The following is a 19,735-nucleotide window of genomic DNA, read 5'->3' as shown; positions in this document are numbered from 1 at the left end:
CATGGCCGTCGTGATCGCGGCGCTGCTGCCGGTCTTCATCCTCATCGTGCTCGGTGTCGTGCTGAAGCGCAGCCTGATGCGGCTCGACACGCAGTGGCATGGGCTGGAGCGCCTGACCTATTTCGTGCTGTTTCCGATGCTGCTGATCCAGACGCTGGTGAAGGCGGACCTCTCCAAGGTGCCGGTCGCTGGCGTCGGCGGCGCGCTGCTGCTGTCAGCGCTCGCGATGTCGCTCTTGTGCCTTGCACTGCGCCCCGCCCTTACCCGGCTCGGCATCGACGGCCCCGCCTTCACCTCGATCTTTCAGGGCGCAACGCGCTGGCAGACCTTCGTCGGACTGTCGGTCGCAGCCAATATGTTCGGCGACGTCGGGCTGGCGCTCGCCTCCGTGGCGATGGTCGCGATCATTCCCCTGGTCAACGTGCTCAGTGTCGTGGTGCTCGCCCATTACGCCGCGCCCGAAAAGCAGTCTGCACGAGCCGTCGTCATGACGGTGGTCCGCAATCCCCTGATCTGGGCCTGCGTGATCGGCCTTGCCGTCAATCTGACGCACATGCCGCTGCCGAAACTCTGGCACGAGGTGGCGGATGCGCTGAGCCGCTCCTCGCTGGCGATCGGCCTGCTCGTCACCGGCGCCGGCCTGCATCTCGAAGGTCTCTTGCGCCCGAGCCTCGGCGCGGCCACCGGCGTCGTCTTCAAGCTCGCGCTGATGCCCGCGCTCGCGCTGGGGCTCGGCGCCTGGTTCGGGCTCTCCGGCGACAGCCTCGCGATCGTCGCGATCTGCGCGGCGGTGCCGACCTCGCCTAGCGCCTATGTCTTGGCCCGCCAGATGGGCGGCGATGCGCCGCTGCTGGCGCAGATCATCACGCTGCAAACGATTTTTGCGGCCATCACGATGCCGGTCGCGATCGCGCTGGCCGCCTAACTTGCCAACCACATCGTCAGCACCACTGCGGTCAGATTGTTGAGCGCATGCAACACGACCGTGAGCCAAAGCGAATTGGCACGGTAGCGCATGTAGCCAAACCACAGGCCGATGGTGAAAACCTCGGCGAGAAAATACATGTCGTATTGCAGGTGCACGATTGTCCACACCAGCGACGACAGGATGATCGCGCCGGGCACGCGCAAGAAGCTCGCAGACCAGCCGCGATAGAGGAAGCCCCGCGCCAACACTTCTTCCGACATGGGCGCCGCCACAGTGAAGGCAAACAGCAGCACCATTGCGGCGCCCTTGTCGCGACCTGATTTCAACAAATCTGTCATGAAGCCCGGCGTCGCCTCGCGGCCGAGCGCGCGCGACATTGTCTCCCAGGCCAACACGATCAGGACCAGGCCGACCGCGCCGAACAGCAGATGCTTCCAGGACGGCCAATGCAGCGCGAGATAATTCACGAAGGACGCCTTCTTGATGCGAATGGCAAGCCAGACCACGGCCAGCGTCGCCGGCAGGCCCATGGCCACTGACAGCGCAAGCGCCTGGGGCTCATGGCCGACGACTTGCAGCGAGGCGAGATCCATGGGCAGACCACGCTGCGCTACCAGCAGAACGATCGCGCCGATCTGCCCGACGAACATCGCGAGGAAGATGAGGAGACCCCACAGTGCGGTGCTCCAGAACATCCAGACGCGCGGCGTCGCAGGCGTCATGGTGAGCGGCGGATGGTCGGGATTGAGGGAATCCATCAAAAGGCTTTCGTTTGGGAGACTCACGGCAGCGCTCGCTCCAGCAGCGCGCACACGTCGGCGCTCTCCAACTCCACGGCGCCGTACATGCTGGCGTGATTGGCAGCGAGGCGCGTTGCGGCGAACAATTCGGCATTGCGCGGTGACACGCGGCCTAGCGCCGCAGCCGCGGCGAACAACGCCAGCTTCTCGACTGCCAGCCGCGCGACGCGCTCGCCGTCAGCACGGCGAAAGGTCTTGCCGATGAACGCGGCGGCCTCACCCGCTCCGGGCAGTCCTTTTGTCTCGGCCGCAAGCGATTGCAGCACCGCCATCGCCGCCTCCGGCTCGCGCGAGAGCGCGCGGAGCACGTCGAGGCACATGACGTTGCCCGAGCCTTCCCAGATCGCGTTGACGGGAGACTCGCGATAATGACGCGCCAAAATGCCGTCCTCGACATACCCGTTGCCGCCGAGGCACTCCATCGCTTCGCAGAGGAACGGCGGCGCGCTCTTGCAGGTCCAATATTTGATCGCGGGCGTCAGCAGCCGCATATAGGCGGCCTCCGCCGCATCGTGCGGCGTCCGGTCGAAGGCGCGGCAGAGTCGCATCACCAGGGCGGTGCTCGCCTCGACATGCAGCGCCATGTCTGACAGCACCGCCTGCATCAAGGGCTGATCGGCGAGATGCTTCTGGAACACGCTGCGGTGACGGGCGTGATGCAGCGCATGCGCGAGCCCCGAACGCATCAGGCCGACGGAGGCGATCGCGCAATCCTGGCGCGTCAGCTGCACCATCTGGATGATGGTGCGGATGCCCTTGCCCTCCTCGCCGACCCTTTCTGCATAGGCACCGACGAACTCGACCTCGGAGGAGGCGTTGGAGCGGTTGCCGAGCTTGTCCTTCAGCCGCTGGAACTGGATCGCGTTCACCGAGCCGTCGGGCGCAAAGCGCGGCATGAAGAAGCAGGTTAGGCCCGCGTCTGCCTGCGCCAGCACCAGGAACGCATCGCACATCGGCGCCGACATGAACCATTTGTGGCCGGTGATGCGATAAGCATCCCCCTCGCTTACGGCGCGCGTCATGTTGGCGCGCACGTCGGTGCCGCCCTGCTTCTCGGTCATGCCCATGCCGAGCGTCATGCCGCGCTTTTGCCACCACGGCACGAAGCTGGGATCATAACTCCTCGTCGACAGCACCGGCATCACGCGCGCGAGCAGATCGGGCTGCATCGCCAGCGCGGCCACAGAGGCTCGTGTCATCGTGATCGGGCAGAGATGGCCGGTCTCGACCTGCGCGGCGATATAGAACTTTGCGGCGCGGATGACCTCCGCCGCATCGCCAGCGGGCTTTCCATCCGCCGTCCACGTCGAATTGTGCAGGCCCGCATGCGCACTGTGCGCCATCAGCTCGTGATAGGCCGGATGAAACTCGATCTGGTCGCGGCGATTGCCCTTGGCATCGAAGCTGCGCAGCTTCGGCGTGTTCTCGTTCGCGACGCGTCCGCGATCGGCCATCGTGGCCGAGCCCCAGTGCTTGCCGAACTCCGACAGCTCCCGTTCCGCCGCCGCGCCGCCATTGGCCCTCACCGCATCGACCAGCGGACGGTCGGCCGCGAACAGGTCGACGTCCTCGAACGGCGGCGACTGGTTGAAGACCTCGTGGGTCGCAAAGCTCGGCCGGATCATATGCGCCTCCTCGAACCGGACCTTAGTTCCGCCGCGGCTGGATCGGGAAATCATAGGCTGCCCCGCCCGCCCCCGGCAGCGAAAAATGCCACCACTCCTTCGAATAGTTCACAAAGCCTTGCCTGGCCATCGCAGCCACCAGCCGCTTGCGCCAAGCGCGTTGCTCCGCATTGATCGACTGTGCCGCAGTATGCCCCTTCGCGTCGGTACAGTCGTAACCAGTGCCCATGTCGACGCTGCCCTCCGGCGCCCGCGCCTCGGCTGGCGCCGTGCAATCGGCATAGGCCTTTGATGGGTCGTATTTGGCGGAATTCTCGGCCTTGAGATCGACCAAAGTGAGATCGAGTGCCGCCCCGGTCGAATGCTGCGAGCGGCTCGCGATGTAGCCGAGCCGAAATAGCTCGCTCTTGGGAATCTTCGGATTGTAGCGCCGCTCGGCGGCAGTCTCGTGGCCGTTCTGCGACCACTTCATCATGTCGCGCGAGGCCCGTGCCGGCCGGTAGCAGTCGAACATTTTGAGCGAGAGATGTTGCGCGGCCAGTTCCTCCTGAACCGCCTTCAGCCGCAGCCCGACCTCGCGCTTCACCACGCATTCGCCGGCGCTATAGCCGGCGAGCGGCCGGCCGACGAAATTGTTCGAGGTGGCGTAGCGGATGTCCTGGATGATGCGGGGCTCGACGTCGCGCAGATAGACAAAGTCGCCGGGGAGTGGTTGGGCCCAGGCGGATGAGCTCATGACGATCGATATAAATGCAGCAAGAATTGGTTTCACGATGCCGTCCCATCCTTCGTCATTCCGGGGCGGCTCGAAGAGCCGAACCCGGAATCTCGAGATTCGGGTCTGGCGCTTACGCGCCATCCCGGAATGACTGAGCGGGTGACAGATCAGGGGATAACTCACTTGCCCATCTTTGCCCCTTGCTCCCCCCGCCGTCGCCCCCTATAGCTCTGCTTTTAATGACATCGAAATCGACCTTCGTCCTCGGCCACCGGCATTTGCTGGGCATTGAGGGCCTTTCCGCGGCCGACATTACCGGCCTCCTCGACCTGTCCGAAGAATATGTCGAGCTCAACCGCCAGGTTGACAAGAAGCGCACCGTCTTGCGTGGACGGACGCAGGTGAACCTCTTCTTCGAGGCTTCCACCCGGACCCAGTCCTCGTTCGAGCTCGCCGGCAAGCGCTTAGGTGCCGACGTCATGAACATGTCGGTGTCCTCGTCCTCGATCCGCAAGGGCGAAACCCTGATCGACACCGCGGTGACTTTGAACGCGATGCACCCGGACATCCTGGTGGTGCGCCATCACGCCTCCGGCGCGGTGGAACTGCTGGCGCGCAAGGTCGACGGTTCCGTGATCAATGCCGGCGACGGCGCGCATGAGCACCCGACCCAAGCGCTGCTCGACGCGCTCACCATCCGGCGCAACAAGGGGCGGATCGAAGGCCTTGTGGTCGCGATCTGCGGCGACGTGCTGCATTCGCGCGTCGCCCGCTCCAACATCATCCTGCTCAACACCATGGGCGCCCGCGTCCGCGTCGTCGGCCCTTCCACGCTGCTGCCGCCCGGCATCGAGCGGATGGGCGTCGAGGTCGCGCGCGACATGCGCGAGGGCCTGGAAGGCGCCGACATCGTGATGATGCTGCGGCTCCAGCGCGAGCGCATGAACGGCTCGTTCGTGCCTTCGTCATCGGAATATTTCCACTACTTCGGGCTGGACCAGAAGAAGCTCGCCTACGCCAAGCCGGATGCATTGGTGATGCATCCCGGTCCCATGAACCGCGGCGTGGAGATCGACTCGATCGTGGCCGACGGCGCCCAGTCCCTGATCCGCGAACAGGTGGAGATGGGCGTCGCCGTGCGCATGGCCGTGCTGGAAGCGCTCGCCCGCAACCTGCCGAACGCGTGATGCCGATGTTGACCGACCGCCGCCCCATCCTGCTCGCCAACGCCCGCGTCGTCGACCCCTCCAGGGATTTCGACGGCATCGGGGACGTCCTCATTGCCGACGGCACCATCCGCGAGACCCGCCGCGGCATTGGCGCAGCCGGCGTGCCTGAAGGCACCGACATCATCAACTGCTCCGGCAAGATCGTGGCGCCAGGCCTGATCGACTTGCGCGCCTTCGTCGGCGAGCCCGGTCTCAGCCACCGCGAGACCTTTGCCTCGGCGAGCCAGGCCGCCGCGACCGGCGGCATCACCACCATCATCTGCCAGCCCGCCACCTCGCCGGTCATCGACAATTCGGCGACCGTGGACTTTGTGATGCGCAGAGCCCGCGACACCGCGATCGTCAATATCCAGCCGATGGCGGCGCTGACCAAGGGCATGCTCGGCGAGGAGATGACCGAGTTCGGCCTCTTGAAGGCCGCCGGCGCGGTCGCCTTCAGCGACGGCGACCGAAGCGTGACCAACGCCCAGGTGATGCGACGCGCGCTGACCTACGCCCGCGACTTCGACGCGCTGATCGTGCATCACACCGAGGATCCCAACCTCGTGGGCGAAGGCGTGATGAACGAGGGCGAGTTCGCGACCCGGCTCGGGCTGATGGGCATCCCGAATGCCGCCGAAGCCGTCATGCTGGAGCGCGACTTACGCCTCGTTGCACTCACCGGCGGCCGCTACCACGCGGCGTCGCTGACCTGCATCGACTCCCTCGAGATCCTGGAGCGCGCCCGCGACGCCGGGCTCGCCGTCAGCGCCTCGGTCTCGATCAATCATCTGGCGCTGAACGAGAACGACATCGGGCCCTACCGTTCGTTCCTGAAACTGTCGCCGCCCCTCCGGACCGAGGACGACCGCCGCTCGGTGGTGGCGGCGCTCGCCTCCGGGCTTCTCGACGTCATCATGTCCGACCACAATCCGCAGGACGTCGAGGTCAAGCGCTTGCCGTTCGCGGAAGCCGCCCCCGGCGCCGTGGGGCTCGAGACCATGCTGCCGGCGGGCCTCCGCCTCGTGCACAATGGCGAGATGGAACTGAAGACGCTGATCCGCGCAATGTCGACGCGGCCGGCCGAGTTGCTCGGGCTACCAGGCGGAACCTTGCGCGTCGGCAGCCCCGCGGACGTCATCGTGATCGACCCCGATACGCCCTGGGTGGTCGATCCGGCCGACCTGAAATCGCCCTGTAAGAATACCCCGTTTGATGAGGCCCGCTTTACAGGCCGCGTCGTGCGCACCATTGTCGGCGGTCGGACGGTCTACGAGTATGTCGGACATGGGTGATCGTTCGGCACGGAGACCCAGTCTTTGGAGATGCCGCCATGGGGCTTGAAGCATTCCTGCCGGTGGCCTTCGTCATCGGCTATCTCCTCGGCTCAATTCCGTTCGGGCTGATTCTCACCAAACTCGCGGGCACGCAGGATATCCGCTCGATCGGCTCCGGCAGCATCGGCGCCACCAATGTGCTGCGCACGGGACGCAAGAGCCTTGCCGCGGGCACCCTGCTGTTCGACGCGCTCAAGGGCACCGTGGCCGTGGTGATCGCCGGCTATCTCGCAGGTCCCAATGCCGCCATGGTGGCCGGGCTCGGCGCGTTCCTGGGCCATCTCTTCCCGGTCTGGCTCAAGTTCAAAGGCGGCAAGGGCGTGGCCGTCTACATCGGCATCCTGCTCGGCCTGTTTTGGCCTGGCGCCGTCGTGTTCTGCCTGCTCTGGCTGGCAACCGCCTTCACCACCCGCTATTCCTCGCTGTCGGCGCTGGTGGCGGCGTTCATCACGCCGATGTTCCTGTGGTGGTTCGGGCACCTGGCATTGTCTGCTTTATCAGCAGTGCTGACGCTGCTGCTGTTCTACGCGCACCGCGAGAACATCAAGCGCTTGCAAGCGGGCAAGGAAAGCCGGATCGGGGAGAAGGCCTAGAGCGTTTCGAGCGAAGTGGATGCCGGTTCGCGTCAAGAAATCGCGTCAGAACAAGAATCCAAAGCCGGGCATCTACGGATACCGAAACGGCCCTTCTGCATTATATGCAAAATCCTGTTCGCAACTTGCGGCCGAATCGCGGTTGTGTTGGCAAGCGGGTTCCGAGCCTGTCATGCTGACAGCCTGTCATCCCGACAGTGAAATGGTGGCGGTTGCTCAGAATGAGCGAGAAGATTGTCGACGCGCATGACGGGGTTGGTTCGCGGGGTGCTTCCGGCACCGCAGCGAGCCGATTGCTTTCGATGACCAATATCTGGTCCGATGCGCCCTCGCCGCGTGTCGACACGCCTGCGCCCGTTTCATCGCAGGCGCCGCAGCCTGAGCCCCCTACGAAAGCCGACGCTCCGCTCGATATCGTGGTGAGGAAGGCTGTACCGGGCGTGACCGCGCGTGCACATTCCGCCCAATGGCCGCCGCGAAAGCTCTCGCTGGCGCTGCAGGGCGGCGGCACTTTTGCGGCCTTCACCTGGGGCGTGCTCGAGCGGCTGCTGGAAGAGCCTGATATCGCAATCGACACCATCAGCGGCGCCAGCGCCGGCGCCATCAACGCGCTGCTGCTCGCCTCCGGCTTTGCCGAAGCTGGCCGCGAAGGCGCCCGCGCCCGGCTGAATCGGTTCTGGCTCCGGCTGATGCACGAAGCCTCGTTTCGCGCGCTGATGTTGGTCGGCGGCTTCTCGCCGGCGGGAAGCTCGGTCGCGTTCGGGCCGACGCTGCGCTCCGGTCACTTTGATCCGTTCGATCTCGATCCGCTGCGGCAGGCGCTGTCGCGCGACATCGATTTCGCCGCCCTGCGCCATCCGAACTGCCCGAAGCTTCTGATCGCAGCGACGCGGATCCGCGACGGCCAGCAGCAGATCTTCCGCAACGAGGCAATTACCACCGACGTCGCGCTGGCCTCGACCTGCCCGCCGCTCGTCCACTGCGCCGTCGAGATCGACGGCGAGGCCTATTGGGACGGCGGCCTTGGCGGCAACCCGCCGCTGCTGCGGCTGGCGCAGGACACGACGACCGCCGATGTGCTGCTCGTCCAGGTCACGCCGGCGCGCGACAGCTACGTACCGATCACACTCGCCGCGATCGACCGCCGGCTCGACCAGATCGCGGCCAACGCCGCCCTCAATGCCGAGATCGCCGCGATCGAATGGGCGCAGTCGCAAGCCGCGCCGTCCTTGCGGCTCACCAGGATCGCGGCAGAAGATTCCGTTGACGGGCTGGCGCAGCGCTCATCCACCGATCTCGGCCGCGGCTTCATTCGCCTGCTCCACCGGAGCGGCCGCGAGGCCGCCGAGCGCTGGCTGAAGCAAGGTGCAGCTAGCAGCGCAGCGCCGGCTGCTGCATCCGGCCATCGCATTGCCGCCCCCGAACCCGCGCTAGCCTGATTTCGCCAGCGCCTCCTCCAGGAACCAGGCCGCCGCAAGTGCGCGCGGATCGTTGCCGAAACGCGCGATCACCTGCACGCCGATCGGCAGGCCGCCGACCTTCAGCACCGGCACGTTGACGCAAGGATTGCCCATCAGGGTCCAGAGCCTGTTGTAACGGGGATCGCCCGTGGTCGCGAGCTCCTTGGCGGGCGCGGTGCCCGGCGCGGAATAGGTCAGGAGCACGTCGACGCCTTCGAACAGCTCACCGAGCTCACGGCGGCCGCGGCGGCTGATCCGCCGCGCTTCGTCATAGTCCTGCGGCGTCAGGCCAACCGTCGCATCGAGACTGGCACGCAGCATCGGCGCGATCTCGTCGTGGCGTTCGGAAAACTCCCAGGCCAGCGCGCGATGCGCCTCGAAATCCTGAATGATCGGATGGATGCGCCAGGCCTCCTGCACCGCTTCGGGCAGATCGATGGTCTGCACGCTGGCGCCGGCGCGCGTCGCCGCCTTGATCGCGGCTTGCAGCCCCTCTTCGGCCGCCGGCTCCACTGCGCCGGCGAATTCCTGCCTGACCACGCCGATGCGCGGCGACGTCGCGGCGGCAATGCCGGAGAATTCGCCGCGCCCCGTCATCGCCAACAGCCCGCGCGCGAGATCTTCCACGCGCGCGCCGAACAGGCCGACCGTATCGAGCGCCCACGAGTAGCACTTCACACCGACCGTCGGCAGCATGCGGAACGACGGCTTGATAGCAGCGGTCCCGCAATAGGCGGCGGGACGGATCACCGAGCCACCGGTCTGGGTGCCCAGCGCCAGCGGGATCATGCCGGCGCCGACGGCTGCCGCCGAACCGGAGGATGAGCCGCCCGGAGAATGGCCGAGATTATGCGGATTGCGCGTCGGGGTGGGATCGCGCGAGGCGAACGCCGTGGTCGTGGTTTTGCCGATGATGGTTGCCCCGGCCCGCTTCAGCATCATCACGACGGGCGCATCCGAGCGCGGCTGCCACCCGCGATAGATCTCCGAGCCCATCTCGGTCGGGAAATCGGCGGTATCGATGATGTCCTTGATCCCGATCGCGATGCCGCGCAGCGGACCGGCGCTTTGCGCCTTCGCGGCCTTGTCGTGGCGGACGAAGGCGCGGACGTCCTTCTCCTTGGCCTCGATCGCCGCATGCGATTGCGCGATCGCGGAATCGGGCGACAGCTCCCCCGCTTCGATGCGGCGCTGGAGGTCGGCGAGTGAGATCATGGCAAATCCTTCTTATTGGCATCGCTTTTAGCATCGGGGCGGGGTCGCGCAAGCGCACGTCACTGTTGCGCAACGCCCTCAGGTTGTTCCATGCTGTGCCTGCAAGGAGACGCCGTGGACGCCATCAATCCAAGCGTGGAGCTGACCGAGTCTGAGCGGATCGACCGCCTGCGGCTGATCCGCTCAGACAATGTGGGCCCGCGCACCTTCCGTTCGCTGGTCGATCATTTCGGCACCGCGCGCGCCGCGCTGGAGCGGCTGCCAGATCTGGCGCGCCGCGGCGGCGCGGCACGATCGGGGCGCATCTGTAGCGCCGATGAAGCCAAGGCCGAGCTCGCCGCAAGCCGCAAGTTCGGCATCGCCTGGCTCGCGCCCGGTGAAGATGGCTATCCGGCGCGGCTCGCAACGCTCGACGATGCACCGCCTTTGCTCGCCGTGCGCGGCGACACGAAAAGCTTGATGCGGCCGATGATCGCGATCGTCGGCTCGCGCAATGCTTCCGGCGCCGGGCTGAAGTTTGCCGGGCAGCTTGCGCGCGAGCTCGGCGAAGCCGGTTTTGTCATCATCTCGGGTCTCGCCCGCGGCGTCGACCAGGCCGCGCATCGCACGAGCGTCGCAAGCGGCACGATCGCCGTGCTCGCCGGCGGGCATGATTGCATCTATCCGCCCGAACATACCGATTTGCTCGCAGCGATCCTCGACCATGAGGGCGCGGCAATCTCCGAAATGCCGCTCGGCCACGAGCCGCGCGCCCGCGACTTTCCCCGCCGCAACCGACTGATCTCCGGTGCGTCGCTCGGCGTGATCGTGGTGGAAGCGGCGCACCGCTCGGGCTCGCTGATCACCGCGCGCATGGCGGCCGAACAGGGCCGCGAGGTATTCGCCGTTCCCGGCTCGCCGCTCGATCCGCGCGCCGCCGGCACCAACGATCTGATCAAGCAGGGCGCAACCCTCGTCACCGAGGCCGCCGACATCATCAACGCGGTGCAGCCGATCATGGAGCGGCCGCTGATGCATCCGGCAGGCGAGCCCGACAGCGAGCCGTTCGAGAGCGATCCGCAAGGCCACGACCGCGACCAGATCACCGCCCTGCTCGGTCCTGCCCCGATCTCGATCGACGATCTCGTGCGGATGTCCGGCGCCTCGCCCGCAATCGTGCGCACCGTGCTCCTGGAGCTCGAATTGGCCGGAAAGCTGGAGCGTCACGGCGGCGGATTGGTGTCGCTGCTCTAGCCGTCGGTGCGCACGTCGAAGCGCAAGCGCGCGGCCGCGATCCGCCCCTGGTGCGCCGTCGCCGCGGGGCTACAACCAAGCGCCCTGAATGCCCAGGATGATGGCTATCAGCGAAATAAACAGTCCGATGCCGGCGAACAGAGCGGTCCCGATGAGCTCGGACTTGTCGGTCCGTTTGCCGGGAATGGCAGAATCTTCGGTGTAAACACGCGGTGCTGAAATCGACGAAGAAATAGGGGCTGCTTTCGGCATAACGGGCTCCCTTAAAATGAGTCTTCTGACGCCCTGCCCTTAAGAACGTCTTGGCAGTACGCGCGAAGGTTCAACGCCTCACGCAAAGGTTTTCGAAATGCATCCCCCGAGGCGTAGGAACCGGCCGGCGCAACCGCTTCCCGTTGCGCTGGCCGATTCAATTTGCACTTGATTTGATTAGCCCCGATAGATCGGCGCGCCGCTCGGAGATGCGACCGCGCCGCCGTCGACGAAGATCTCCTGGCCCTGCACATGCGCGGAATCATCGGAAGCGAGGAACAGCACGGTCTTTGCAACGTGATCCGTTTCGCCGATGCGCCCGAGCGGCGTCGAGAGCGCGATGCGCCTCTCGAATGCCTTCTCGGCCTCGGGCGTCGCCACCGCAGGTCCCCAGATCGGTGTGCGGATCGCGCCCGGCGCGACCACGTTGACGCGGATGCCGCGCGGCGACAGTTCCGAGGCCATGGTCCGCGCCATGGCGCGAACGCCGGCCTTCGCGGCGCCGTAAGCCGAGTAGCCGGGAATGCCGAGCACCGAGATCACCGAGCCGTTGAGGATGATCGAGGCATTGTCGTTAAGGTAGGGCAGCGCGGATTGAACGGTGAAGAACACGCCGGTGAGGTTCGTGCGGATCACGGTCTCGAAGATCTCAAGCGTGGCTGAGCCGAGCGGCGTGCCGCCGGCGATGCCGGCATTGGCGAAGACGATGTCGACCTTGCCGAACTTGTCCGCGCCCTTCTTGATCGCGGCTTCGGTCGCGGCGATGTCGGTGGCGTCGGCAACCAGCGCAAGCGCGTTCGGCCCGAGCTCTTTCGCAGCGGCCTCCAGCGTCCCCTTGTTGCGGCCGGTGATCACCACCTTGGCGCCCTCGGCCACGAACAGCTTTGCGGTCGCAAGGCCAATGCCGCTGTTGCCGCCGGTAATCAGGGCCGTCTTGTTCTTCAATCTCACGCTCGCCTCCAGTGGTTGCATTATGAAACTAAGTTGCCATCTAGGACAAATGGTTTTATGATGCAACCACACAAGCGCGTGATCGGCGCGGAAGGCGGGCGAACGCGACAGGACGAAAGACAATGGTGAGACGAACGAGCTTCGACGGCGATTCCTGCCCGATCGCACGGTCGTTGGAGGCGCTTGGCGACTGGTGGTCGCTGCTGATCATCCGCGAGGCACTGTTGGGCGTACGGCGCTTCGGCGAATTCCAGAGCAAGCTCGGCATGGCCAAGAACATTCTGGCCGCGCGCCTGCGGTCACTCGTCGAGCACGGCATTCTGGCGACCGCCCCCGCTTCCGACGGCAGCGCCTACCAGGAATATGTGCTGACGCCGAAGGGCCGCGGCACCTTCCCGGTGCTGGTGGCGCTACGGCAATGGAGCGAGGAGTTCGACGATCACCCCGACGAGATCGCGACCATTCTGGTCGATCGCGCCAAGGGCCGCCCGGTGAAGAAACTCGAATTGCGCGCCGAGGACGGCCGCCTGCTCAGCCCGGCGGACACCATGTTGAAGCCGCGGCCGGCGCCGCGGCGCAGATCGGCGTAGCTGCGGCGCACCGCCCCAACCCCCATCATTGCGATGGGGTCCTGGCGACAAGGCAATCCACACTGCTCCCGTGGAAAGATTCTGGATTTGCTTCGCTATGCGCGCAAATGAGGACGCGGGGGACTTGTACAAATTCGAGACGGCGTCAAAGATGGCTTGGACACCGCAAACTGGCACCACCATGCCCCTGCTCGCTATCGTCTATTTTTCCATCTCCGGCACCACAGAAACGCTAGCGCATGCGGTGGTGCGCGGCGCGGCTGAGATGGCACAGATCGCGCTTTGTCGGATCGCCGGCGACGACATCGTGTCAGGCCGCTTCCAGAATGAGAGACTACTGGAGACGATTGACGGCGCGAGCGCCATTGCATTTGGCAGCCCGACCTATATGGGCGGACCGGCAGCGCAATTCAAAGCCTTCGCTGACGCCTCAAGTGACCGATGGACTCGCCAGCGATGGGCCAACAAGATCGCAGCCGGATTCACGACCGGCGCGTGCGCAGGCGGCGATCAACTGCACACATTGACCTACTTTTCCATTCTCGCTGCGCAGCACGGCATGCTCTGGTGCGGGCTGGATATCCCGGGCGGAGAGGATCCGAGCAACCGCAATCGCTTGGGCAGCCAGCTTGGCCTGGCGACGCACTTGATCAACGGCACCTTGCCTCAGAGCGATTTGAGCACGGCCGAATATCTCGGCCAGAGACTGGCTCGGATGGCAGGCCGCAACAGTTAACTGCCCTCATTGCCTCCAGCGACGAGCGCCACGCGCGCGCAGGGATGACTGAACTGATAGAGGCGCAGATCTCACGACAGCTTGCGCTTGCTCCGCAATCTCAGATGCTCGTCGGCCTCGAGCTGGGTCATGCCCAATAAATAATGCAACATGTGCAGCTTGTGGCGCTCGGCGAGCTTGCCCAGGGCGGCCGTCTGCTCCGCGATGAAGGCGACCGCCTCATCCGCCCCGCCTTCCCCCGGTTCCTCATTGCGCGAGCCTCCCGGCGCGCCTGATCCGGCGCGCGCCCGTTTCCTTGCTGGCTTAGCCACCAGACCCCACCCCGAATCCATGCCCCGCAGAAACCTTACGCCGACATCGGTCGCAACTCCAAGGTGGTATTTTGCAACTTTTTCGATATGAAACTTTTCCCATCGCTGCGGCCTTCAACACGCCCCGATTTGACAGGGACGGCCTCACCACCCATGTTCGGGTCGAAACGGCCGACCCGAATCCTTTGGTTTTCGGCCCAAGATTTTCCCGTAAGTTACTGGAACTACATGAATATCGTTATTGTGGAGTCGCCGGCGAAAGCCAAGACGATCAACAAATATCTGGGCTCGTCCTACGAGGTCCTGGCTTCGTTCGGCCATGTCCGCGACCTCCCCGCCAAGAACGGTTCCGTTGATCCTGACGCCAATTTCAAGATGATCTGGGAGGTCGACCCGAAGGCCGCCGGGCGGCTAAACGATATCGCGAGATCGCTGAAGGGCGCTGACCGCCTGATTCTCGCCACCGACCCCGATCGTGAGGGCGAGGCCATCTCCTGGCACGTGCTGGAGGTGATGAAAGAGAAGCGCGCGCTGAAGGACCAAAAGATCGAGCGCGTGGTGTTCAACGCCATCACCAAGCAGGCTGTCACCGACGCGATGAAGCATCCGCGCCAGATCGACGGCGCCCTGGTCGACGCCTATATGGCGCGCCGTGCGCTCGACTATCTGGTCGGCTTCACCCTCTCCCCCGTGCTGTGGCGCAAGCTGCCGGGCGCGCGCTCGGCCGGCCGCGTGCAGTCGGTGGCGCTGCGCCTCGTTTGCGATCGCGAGCTCGAGATCGAGAAGTTCGTCGCGCGCGAATATTGGTCGCTGGTCGCGACCCTGCTGACCCCGCGCGGCGATGCCTTCGAGGCCCGCCTCGTCGGCGCCGACGGCAAGAAGATCCAGCGCCTTGACATCGGCACCGGCGCGGAAGCCGAAGACTTCAAGAAGGCGCTGGAAGCGGCCGCCTACGCCGTGACCGCGGTCGATGCCAAGCCCGCGCGGCGCAATCCGCAGGCGCCCTTCACCACCTCGACGCTGCAGCAGGAAGCCAGCCGCAAATACGGCTTTGCGCCGGCGCACACGATGCGCATCGCCCAGCGGCTCTATGAAGGCATCGACATCGGCGGGGAGACCACCGGACTCATTACCTATATGCGTACCGACGGCGTGCAGATCGCACCTGAAGCGATCACCCAGGCGCGTAAGGTGATCGGCGAGGATTACGGCAACGCCTATGTGCCCGACGCTCCCCGCCAGTACCAGACCAAGGCCAAGAACGCCCAGGAAGCGCACGAGGCGATCCGCCCGACGGATCTGTCGCGCCGGCCCGACGGCATGAGCCGCAAGCTCGATTCCGATCAGGCGAAACTCTACGAGTTGATCTGGAAGCGCACCATCGCAAGCCAAATGGAAGCGGCCGAGCTCGAGCGCACCACGGTCGACATCACCGCGAAGGCCGGCGGCCGTACGCTGGAGCTGCGCGCCACCGGTCAGGTCATCAAGTTCGACGGCTTCCTCGCGCTCTACCAGGAAGGCCGCGACGACGAGGAGGACGATGATTCCCGCCGCCTGCCCGGCATGAGCGCCGGCGAAGCCCTGAAGCGGCAGTCGCTCGCCGTCACTCAGCATTTCACCGAGCCGCCGCCGCGCTTCTCGGAGGCATCCCTCGTCAAGCGCATGGAAGAGCTCGGCATCGGCCGTCCCTCGACCTATGCCTCGATCCTCCAGGTTCTGAAGGACCGCGGCTACGTCAAGCTGGAGAAGAAGCGCCTGCACGGCGAGGACAAGGGCCGCGTCGTGATCGCGTTCCTCGAAAGCTTCTTCAGCCGCTATGTCGAATACGATTTCACCGCGGGCCTCGAAGAGCAGCTCGACCGCATCTCGAACAACGAGATCTCCTGGCAGGAGGTGCTGAGGGATTTCTGGCGCGACTTCATCGGCGCCGTCGACGAGATCAAGGACCTGCGCGTCGCGCAGGTGCTGGACGTGCTCGACGAGATGCTGGGCCCGCACATCTACCCGCCGCGCGCCGATGGCGGCGACGTCAGGCAATGCCCGAATTGCGGCACGGGCCGGCTCAACCTCAAGGCCGGCAAGTTCGGCGCCTTCGTCGGCTGCTCGAACTATCCGGAATGCCGCTACACCCGCCAGCTCGCCGCCGATGGCGAAGCCAGCGCCGACCGCTCGCTCGGCCAGGATCCCGACACCGGCTTCGATGTCTGGGTCAAGGCCGGCCGCTTCGGCCCCTACATCCAGCTCGGCGAGCAGAAGGATTATGCGGAAGGCGAGAAGCCGAAGCGCGCGGGCATTCCGAAGGGCACCTCGCCCAGCGATGTCGACCTCGAGCTTGCGCTGAAATTGTTGTCGCTGCCGCGCGAGATCGGCAAGCACCCCGAGACGGGTCAGCCGATCACCGCCGGCCTCGGCCGCTTCGGGCCCTTCGTGAAGCACGACAAGACCTATGCGAGTCTCGAAGCCGGCGACGAAGTGTTCGACATCGGCCTCAATCGCGCGGTGACGCTGATCGCCGAGAAGGCGGCGAAGGGCCCGAGCCGCCGCTTCGGCGCCGATCCCGGCAAGACGATCGGCGATCATCCGACGCTCGGCACCGTCACCGTGAAGAGCGGCCGCTATGGCCCCTATGTCGCCGCAGGCGGTGTCAACGCGACGATCCCGGCCGAGTTCGAAAAGGATGCCATCACGCTGCCGCAGGCGATCGCGCTGATCGACGAACGCGCGGCCAAGGGCGGCGGCAAGACCAAGCCGAAGAAGGCGGCAAAGCCCGCCAAGGCCAAGAAGACTACAGAGAAGGCTGCGGACGGTGAGGACGCCGCGCCGAAGCCGAAGAAGCCGGCCGCGAAGAAAGCCCCGGCCAAATCGAAAACCGAATCCACCAGCAAGGCGCGCGCCGCCGTCTCGTCGACTGCCAAGACGTCGCCGACCAAGGCGGCCCCCACCAAGGCCCCGGCCAAGAAGAGTGCCGGCAAGAATTAGAGGTTAAGTGAAACGCAAGAATGACCATGGCTTTCCCGACAGGGCAGCCATCGTCGCCTTCATCAAGGCAAACCACGGAGAGGTCGGGACCCGCGAAATTGCGCGCGAGTTCGGCCTGAAGAACGCCGATCGCGCCGAGCTCAGGCGCATGCTGCGCGAGCTCGCCTACGACGGCATCATCAAGAAGAAGCGCCACAAGATCTCCGAGCCCGACACGCTGCCGCCGACGCTGCTCGCCGACATCACGGGCCGCGACTCCGACGGCGAATTGATCGCCTCCCCCGCCGAATGGGACGAGGTCGAAAGCGGCGAGCCGCCAAAAATCCTGATCGAGATGCCGCGCCGGCCCAAGCCTGGCACGGCCGCCGGTGTCGGCGACCGCGCATTGCTGCGCGTCGAGCGCTCGGACGAGGACGCAGGTCCCGCCTATCGCGGCCGCATCATCAAGGTCATCGACAAGGCCAAGAGCCGTATCCTCGGCGTCTTCCGCAGTCTTTCCGAAGGCGGCGGACGGCTCGTTCCTGTCGACAAGAAGTTCGCCGACCGCGAGCTGAACATCGCGAAGACCGATACACAAGGCGCGCAAGACGGTGACCTCGTCAGCGTCGACATCGTCCGCTCGCGCGGCTTTGGCCTGGCCTCCGGCCGCGTCAAGGAGAGGCTCGGCTCGGTCAAGTCGGAGAAGGCCATCAGCCTGATCGCGATCTATGCCCACGACATCCCGTTGCAATTCTCGCCCGCGGCCGAGCGCGAGGCGGAGGCGGCGGAGCCTGCGAACCTGAAAGGGCGCGAGGATTGGCGCGATGTTCCGCTCGTCACCATCGATCCGCCGGATGCGAAGGATCACGACGACGCGGTCCACGCGCAGCCCGACGACGATCCCAATAACAAGGGTGGCTTCATCGTCAACGTGGCCATCGCAGACGTGAGCTTCTATGTCCGGCCGGGCACCGCGCTCGACCGCGACGCGCTCGATCGCGGCAACTCGGTCTATTTCCCCGACCGCGTCGTGCCGATGCTGCCGGAGCGCATCTCCAACAATCTCTGTTCGCTCGTGCCAGGCGAGCCGCGCGGCGCACTGGCGGTGCGCATGGTGATCGGACCGGACGGCCGCAAGCGCTCGCACAGCTTCCACCGCATCCTGATGCGCTCGGCGGCGAAGCTGCATTATGCGCAGGCACAGGCTGCGATCGACGGTCGGCCCGATGATGCCACCGGCCCGCTGCTCGATCCGATCCTGAAGCCGCTCTACGCGGCTTACGCCTGCGTCAAGCGCGCGCGCGACGAGCGCGATCCGCTCAATCTCGACCTGCCCGAGCGCAAGATCCTCTTGAAGAGCGACGGAACGGTCGACCGCGTCGTCGTCCCGGAGCGTCTCGATGCGCACAAGCTGATCGAGGAGTTCATGATCCTCGCCAACGTCGCCGCGGCGGAGATGCTGGAGAAGAAGTCGCTGCCGCTGATTTACCGGGTGCACGACGAGCCGACGCTGGAGAAGGTCCACGCCCTCAGCGAGTTCCTGGAGACACTGGACGTTCCCTTCACGAAATCAGGCGCGCTGCGCCCGACGCTGTTCAACCGCGTGCTGGCCCAGCTCGAAGGCCACGATTATTACCCGCTGGTAAGCGAGGTCGTGCTGCGCGCCCAGGCCCAGGCGGAATACTCTTCGGAAAACTACGGTCATTTCGGCCTTAACCTGCGCCGTTATGCGCATTTCACCTCGCCGATCCGCCGCTATGCCGATCTCGTCGTCCATCGCGCGCTGGTCCGCGCGCTCGGCCTCGGCGAAGGCGCCCTGCCCGACAGCGCGACGCCCGAATCTCTCGGCGAAGTCGCCGCCCATATCTCACTCACCGAACGGCGCGCGATGAAGGCGGAGCGCGAGACCGTCGATCGCCTGATCGCGCACCATCTCGCCGACCGCATCGGCGCGAGTTTTCAGGGCCGCGTCTCCGGCGTCACCCGCGCCGGCCTGTTCGTCAAGCTCGCCGAGACCGGCGCCGACGGATTGATCCCGATCCGATCCCTCGGCACGGAATATTTCAACTATGACGAGAGCCGCCACGCACTGGTCGGCACGCGCAGCGGCACCATGTATCAGCTCGGTGACGTCGTCGACGTTCGTCTGATCGAAGCAGCTCCCATCGCAGGCGCGCTGCGCTTCGAGCTGCTGTCATCGGCAGGTGAGACCGGCTCCCGCGAACGCAGGCCGTTCCGCCCGCAGCGCAAATCGTCGAAGCCGCATCCGGGACGCAGTCCCGAGCAGAAGCGCAGGCCGGAGAAACAGAAGACATCCGGCAAGAGCAAGAAGGCCAAGGGGAAAAGCAAGAGCAAAGGCAAGGGACAGAAGGGCAAGGCATGGTGACGATGAGCACGGCGCCGAAGATCTGGACGCGCGAGACCGGCCTTGTCGAGAGGCGCGACGTGTGGGCTGCGATGAAGCATGGCTTTCGCGGCCGCTGCCCGCGCTGCGGCGAGGGAAAGCTGTTCCGCGCCTTTCTGAAGACGGCGGACAATTGCGCCAAATGTGACCTCGATTTCACCCCGCATCGCGCCGACGACCTGCCCGCCTATCTCGTGATCGTCATCGTCGGCCACATCGTGGTACCGGCCATCCTCTGGATCGAGACCAACTACACGACGCCGGTGTGGCTCAGTTTCGTGGCCTATCTGCCCTTTACCTTCCTCGCCTCGCTCGCGCTGTTGCAACCCGTCAAGGGAGCTGTGGTCGGCTTGCAATGGGCTCTGCGCATGCACGGGTTTGACGAGAACCCTCCCGATGGTATTCCGCCTGTGTAA

Annotated in this window: 18 protein-coding genes; 11 read left to right on the top strand and 7 right to left on the bottom strand. The window is 65.5% G+C overall.

Annotated features, from left to right (window positions below):
• Window position 1 precedes the first annotated feature (1 nt).
• Complete coding sequence (locus IVB12_RS17335) at window positions 2-925, top strand: AEC family transporter (RefSeq protein ID WP_247300786.1); 924 nt, start codon at window positions 2-4, stop codon at window positions 923-925.
• Here the strand turns inward: IVB12_RS17335 and IVB12_RS17330 are convergent.
• From IVB12_RS17330 to IVB12_RS17320, 3 genes are read right to left on the bottom strand one after another with little or no spacing between them, the layout of a single operon-like run.
• On the bottom strand, window positions 922-1,686 hold the full coding sequence (locus IVB12_RS17330; protein WP_247300785.1) for a type II CAAX endopeptidase family protein: 765 nt from the start codon (window positions 1,684-1,686) through the stop codon (window positions 922-924). The genes IVB12_RS17335 and IVB12_RS17330 overlap by 4 nt on opposite strands.
• A 23-nt stretch (window positions 1,687-1,709) precedes the next feature.
• Window positions 1,710-3,353 (bottom strand): acyl-CoA dehydrogenase family protein, encoded by a 1,644-nt coding sequence (locus tag IVB12_RS17325; protein ID WP_247300784.1) that lies wholly within the window; start codon window positions 3,351-3,353, stop codon window positions 1,710-1,712.
• Window positions 3,354-3,375: 22 nt separating this feature from the next.
• Complete coding sequence (locus tag IVB12_RS17320; protein ID WP_247300783.1) at window positions 3,376-4,089, bottom strand: M15 family metallopeptidase; 714 nt, start codon at window positions 4,087-4,089, stop codon at window positions 3,376-3,378.
• A gap of 221 nt (window positions 4,090-4,310) precedes the next feature.
• Here IVB12_RS17320 and IVB12_RS17315 point away from each other — a divergent pair, with 221 nt between their 5' ends.
• From IVB12_RS17315 to IVB12_RS17300, 4 genes are all read left to right on the top strand, one after another.
• Window positions 4,311-5,258, top strand: a complete 948-nt coding sequence (locus IVB12_RS17315; protein WP_157334028.1) for an aspartate carbamoyltransferase catalytic subunit — start codon at window positions 4,311-4,313, stop codon at window positions 5,256-5,258.
• A gap of 5 nt (window positions 5,259-5,263) precedes the next feature.
• The gene (locus tag IVB12_RS17310; protein ID WP_247300801.1) at window positions 5,264-6,574 is read left to right on the top strand and encodes a dihydroorotase; all 1,311 of its coding nucleotides are present in this window, start codon (window positions 5,264-5,266) and stop codon (window positions 6,572-6,574) included.
• Window positions 6,575-6,612: 38 nt separating this feature from the next.
• Window positions 6,613-7,209: a glycerol-3-phosphate 1-O-acyltransferase PlsY gene (plsY, locus tag IVB12_RS17305; protein ID WP_247277018.1), complete on the top strand. Its 597-nt coding sequence runs from the start codon at window positions 6,613-6,615 to the stop codon at window positions 7,207-7,209.
• Between the two features lie 221 nt (window positions 7,210-7,430).
• Window positions 7,431-8,648 carry a patatin-like phospholipase family protein gene (locus IVB12_RS17300; protein ID WP_247300782.1) on the top strand — a complete coding sequence of 406 codons (1,218 nt, stop codon included), beginning with the start codon at window positions 7,431-7,433 and terminating at the stop codon, window positions 8,646-8,648.
• Here IVB12_RS17300 and IVB12_RS17295 read toward each other — a convergent pair.
• A complete protein-coding gene (locus IVB12_RS17295; protein ID WP_247300781.1) occupies window positions 8,640-9,884 on the bottom strand; it encodes an amidase in 1,245 nt (414 codons plus the stop codon). The two genes, IVB12_RS17300 and IVB12_RS17295, sit on opposite strands and share 9 nt — an antisense overlap.
• 90 nt (window positions 9,885-9,974) lie before the next feature.
• Here IVB12_RS17295 and dprA point away from each other — a divergent pair, with 90 nt between their 5' ends.
• Window positions 9,975-11,117, top strand: coding sequence for a DNA-processing protein DprA (gene dprA, locus IVB12_RS17290; RefSeq protein ID WP_247300780.1), 1,143 nt, complete (start codon window positions 9,975-9,977; stop codon window positions 11,115-11,117).
• Window positions 11,118-11,186: 69 nt separating this feature from the next.
• Here the strand turns inward: dprA and IVB12_RS17285 are convergent, their stop codons facing one another.
• Complete coding sequence (locus IVB12_RS17285; protein WP_247300779.1) at window positions 11,187-11,369, bottom strand: hypothetical protein; 183 nt, start codon at window positions 11,367-11,369, stop codon at window positions 11,187-11,189.
• A 177-nt stretch (window positions 11,370-11,546) separates the two neighbouring features.
• Window positions 11,547-12,320 carry an SDR family oxidoreductase gene (locus IVB12_RS17280; RefSeq protein ID WP_247300778.1) on the bottom strand — a complete coding sequence of 258 codons (774 nt, stop codon included), beginning with the start codon at window positions 12,318-12,320 and terminating at the stop codon, window positions 11,547-11,549.
• Between the two features lie 122 nt (window positions 12,321-12,442).
• Between IVB12_RS17280 and IVB12_RS17275 the strand changes: the two genes are divergently transcribed.
• Together IVB12_RS17275 and IVB12_RS17270 are read left to right on the top strand one after the other, a co-directional pair.
• A complete protein-coding gene (locus tag IVB12_RS17275; RefSeq protein WP_247300777.1) occupies window positions 12,443-12,910 on the top strand; it encodes a helix-turn-helix domain-containing protein in 468 nt (155 codons plus the stop codon).
• A 124-nt stretch (window positions 12,911-13,034) separates the two neighbouring features.
• Window positions 13,035-13,646, top strand: coding sequence for a flavodoxin family protein (locus IVB12_RS17270; RefSeq protein WP_247300776.1), 612 nt, complete (start codon window positions 13,035-13,037; stop codon window positions 13,644-13,646).
• 71 nt (window positions 13,647-13,717) lie between these two features.
• On the opposite strand, the gene IVB12_RS17265 is transcribed toward IVB12_RS17270, so the two are convergent.
• Complete coding sequence (locus IVB12_RS17265; protein ID WP_247300775.1) at window positions 13,718-13,957, bottom strand: hypothetical protein; 240 nt, start codon at window positions 13,955-13,957, stop codon at window positions 13,718-13,720.
• 228 nt (window positions 13,958-14,185) lie between these two features.
• Between IVB12_RS17265 and topA the strand changes: the two genes are divergently transcribed.
• The 3 genes from topA to IVB12_RS17250 are packed head-to-tail and all read left to right on the top strand — an operon-like array spanning window position 14,186 to window position 19,735.
• On the top strand, window positions 14,186-16,936 hold the full coding sequence (gene topA / locus IVB12_RS17260; protein WP_247300774.1) for a type I DNA topoisomerase: 2,751 nt from the start codon (window positions 14,186-14,188) through the stop codon (window positions 16,934-16,936).
• A gap of 7 nt (window positions 16,937-16,943) precedes the next feature.
• Window positions 16,944-19,301, top strand: coding sequence for a ribonuclease R (rnr, locus tag IVB12_RS17255; RefSeq protein ID WP_247300773.1), 2,358 nt, complete (start codon window positions 16,944-16,946; stop codon window positions 19,299-19,301).
• The gene (locus IVB12_RS17250; RefSeq protein ID WP_247277009.1) at window positions 19,295-19,735 is read left to right on the top strand and encodes a DUF983 domain-containing protein; all 441 of its coding nucleotides are present in this window, start codon (window positions 19,295-19,297) and stop codon (window positions 19,733-19,735) included. The genes rnr and IVB12_RS17250 overlap by 7 nt, the downstream gene beginning before the upstream one ends.

It is taken from the genome of Bradyrhizobium sp. 179 (genome assembly GCF_023073535.1).
In the GTDB taxonomy this organism is placed as follows: Bacteria; Pseudomonadota; Alphaproteobacteria; order Rhizobiales; family Xanthobacteraceae; genus Bradyrhizobium.
Note: the sequence above shows the minus strand (reverse complement) of the source record. Positions and strands in the feature narration are given on the sequence as shown.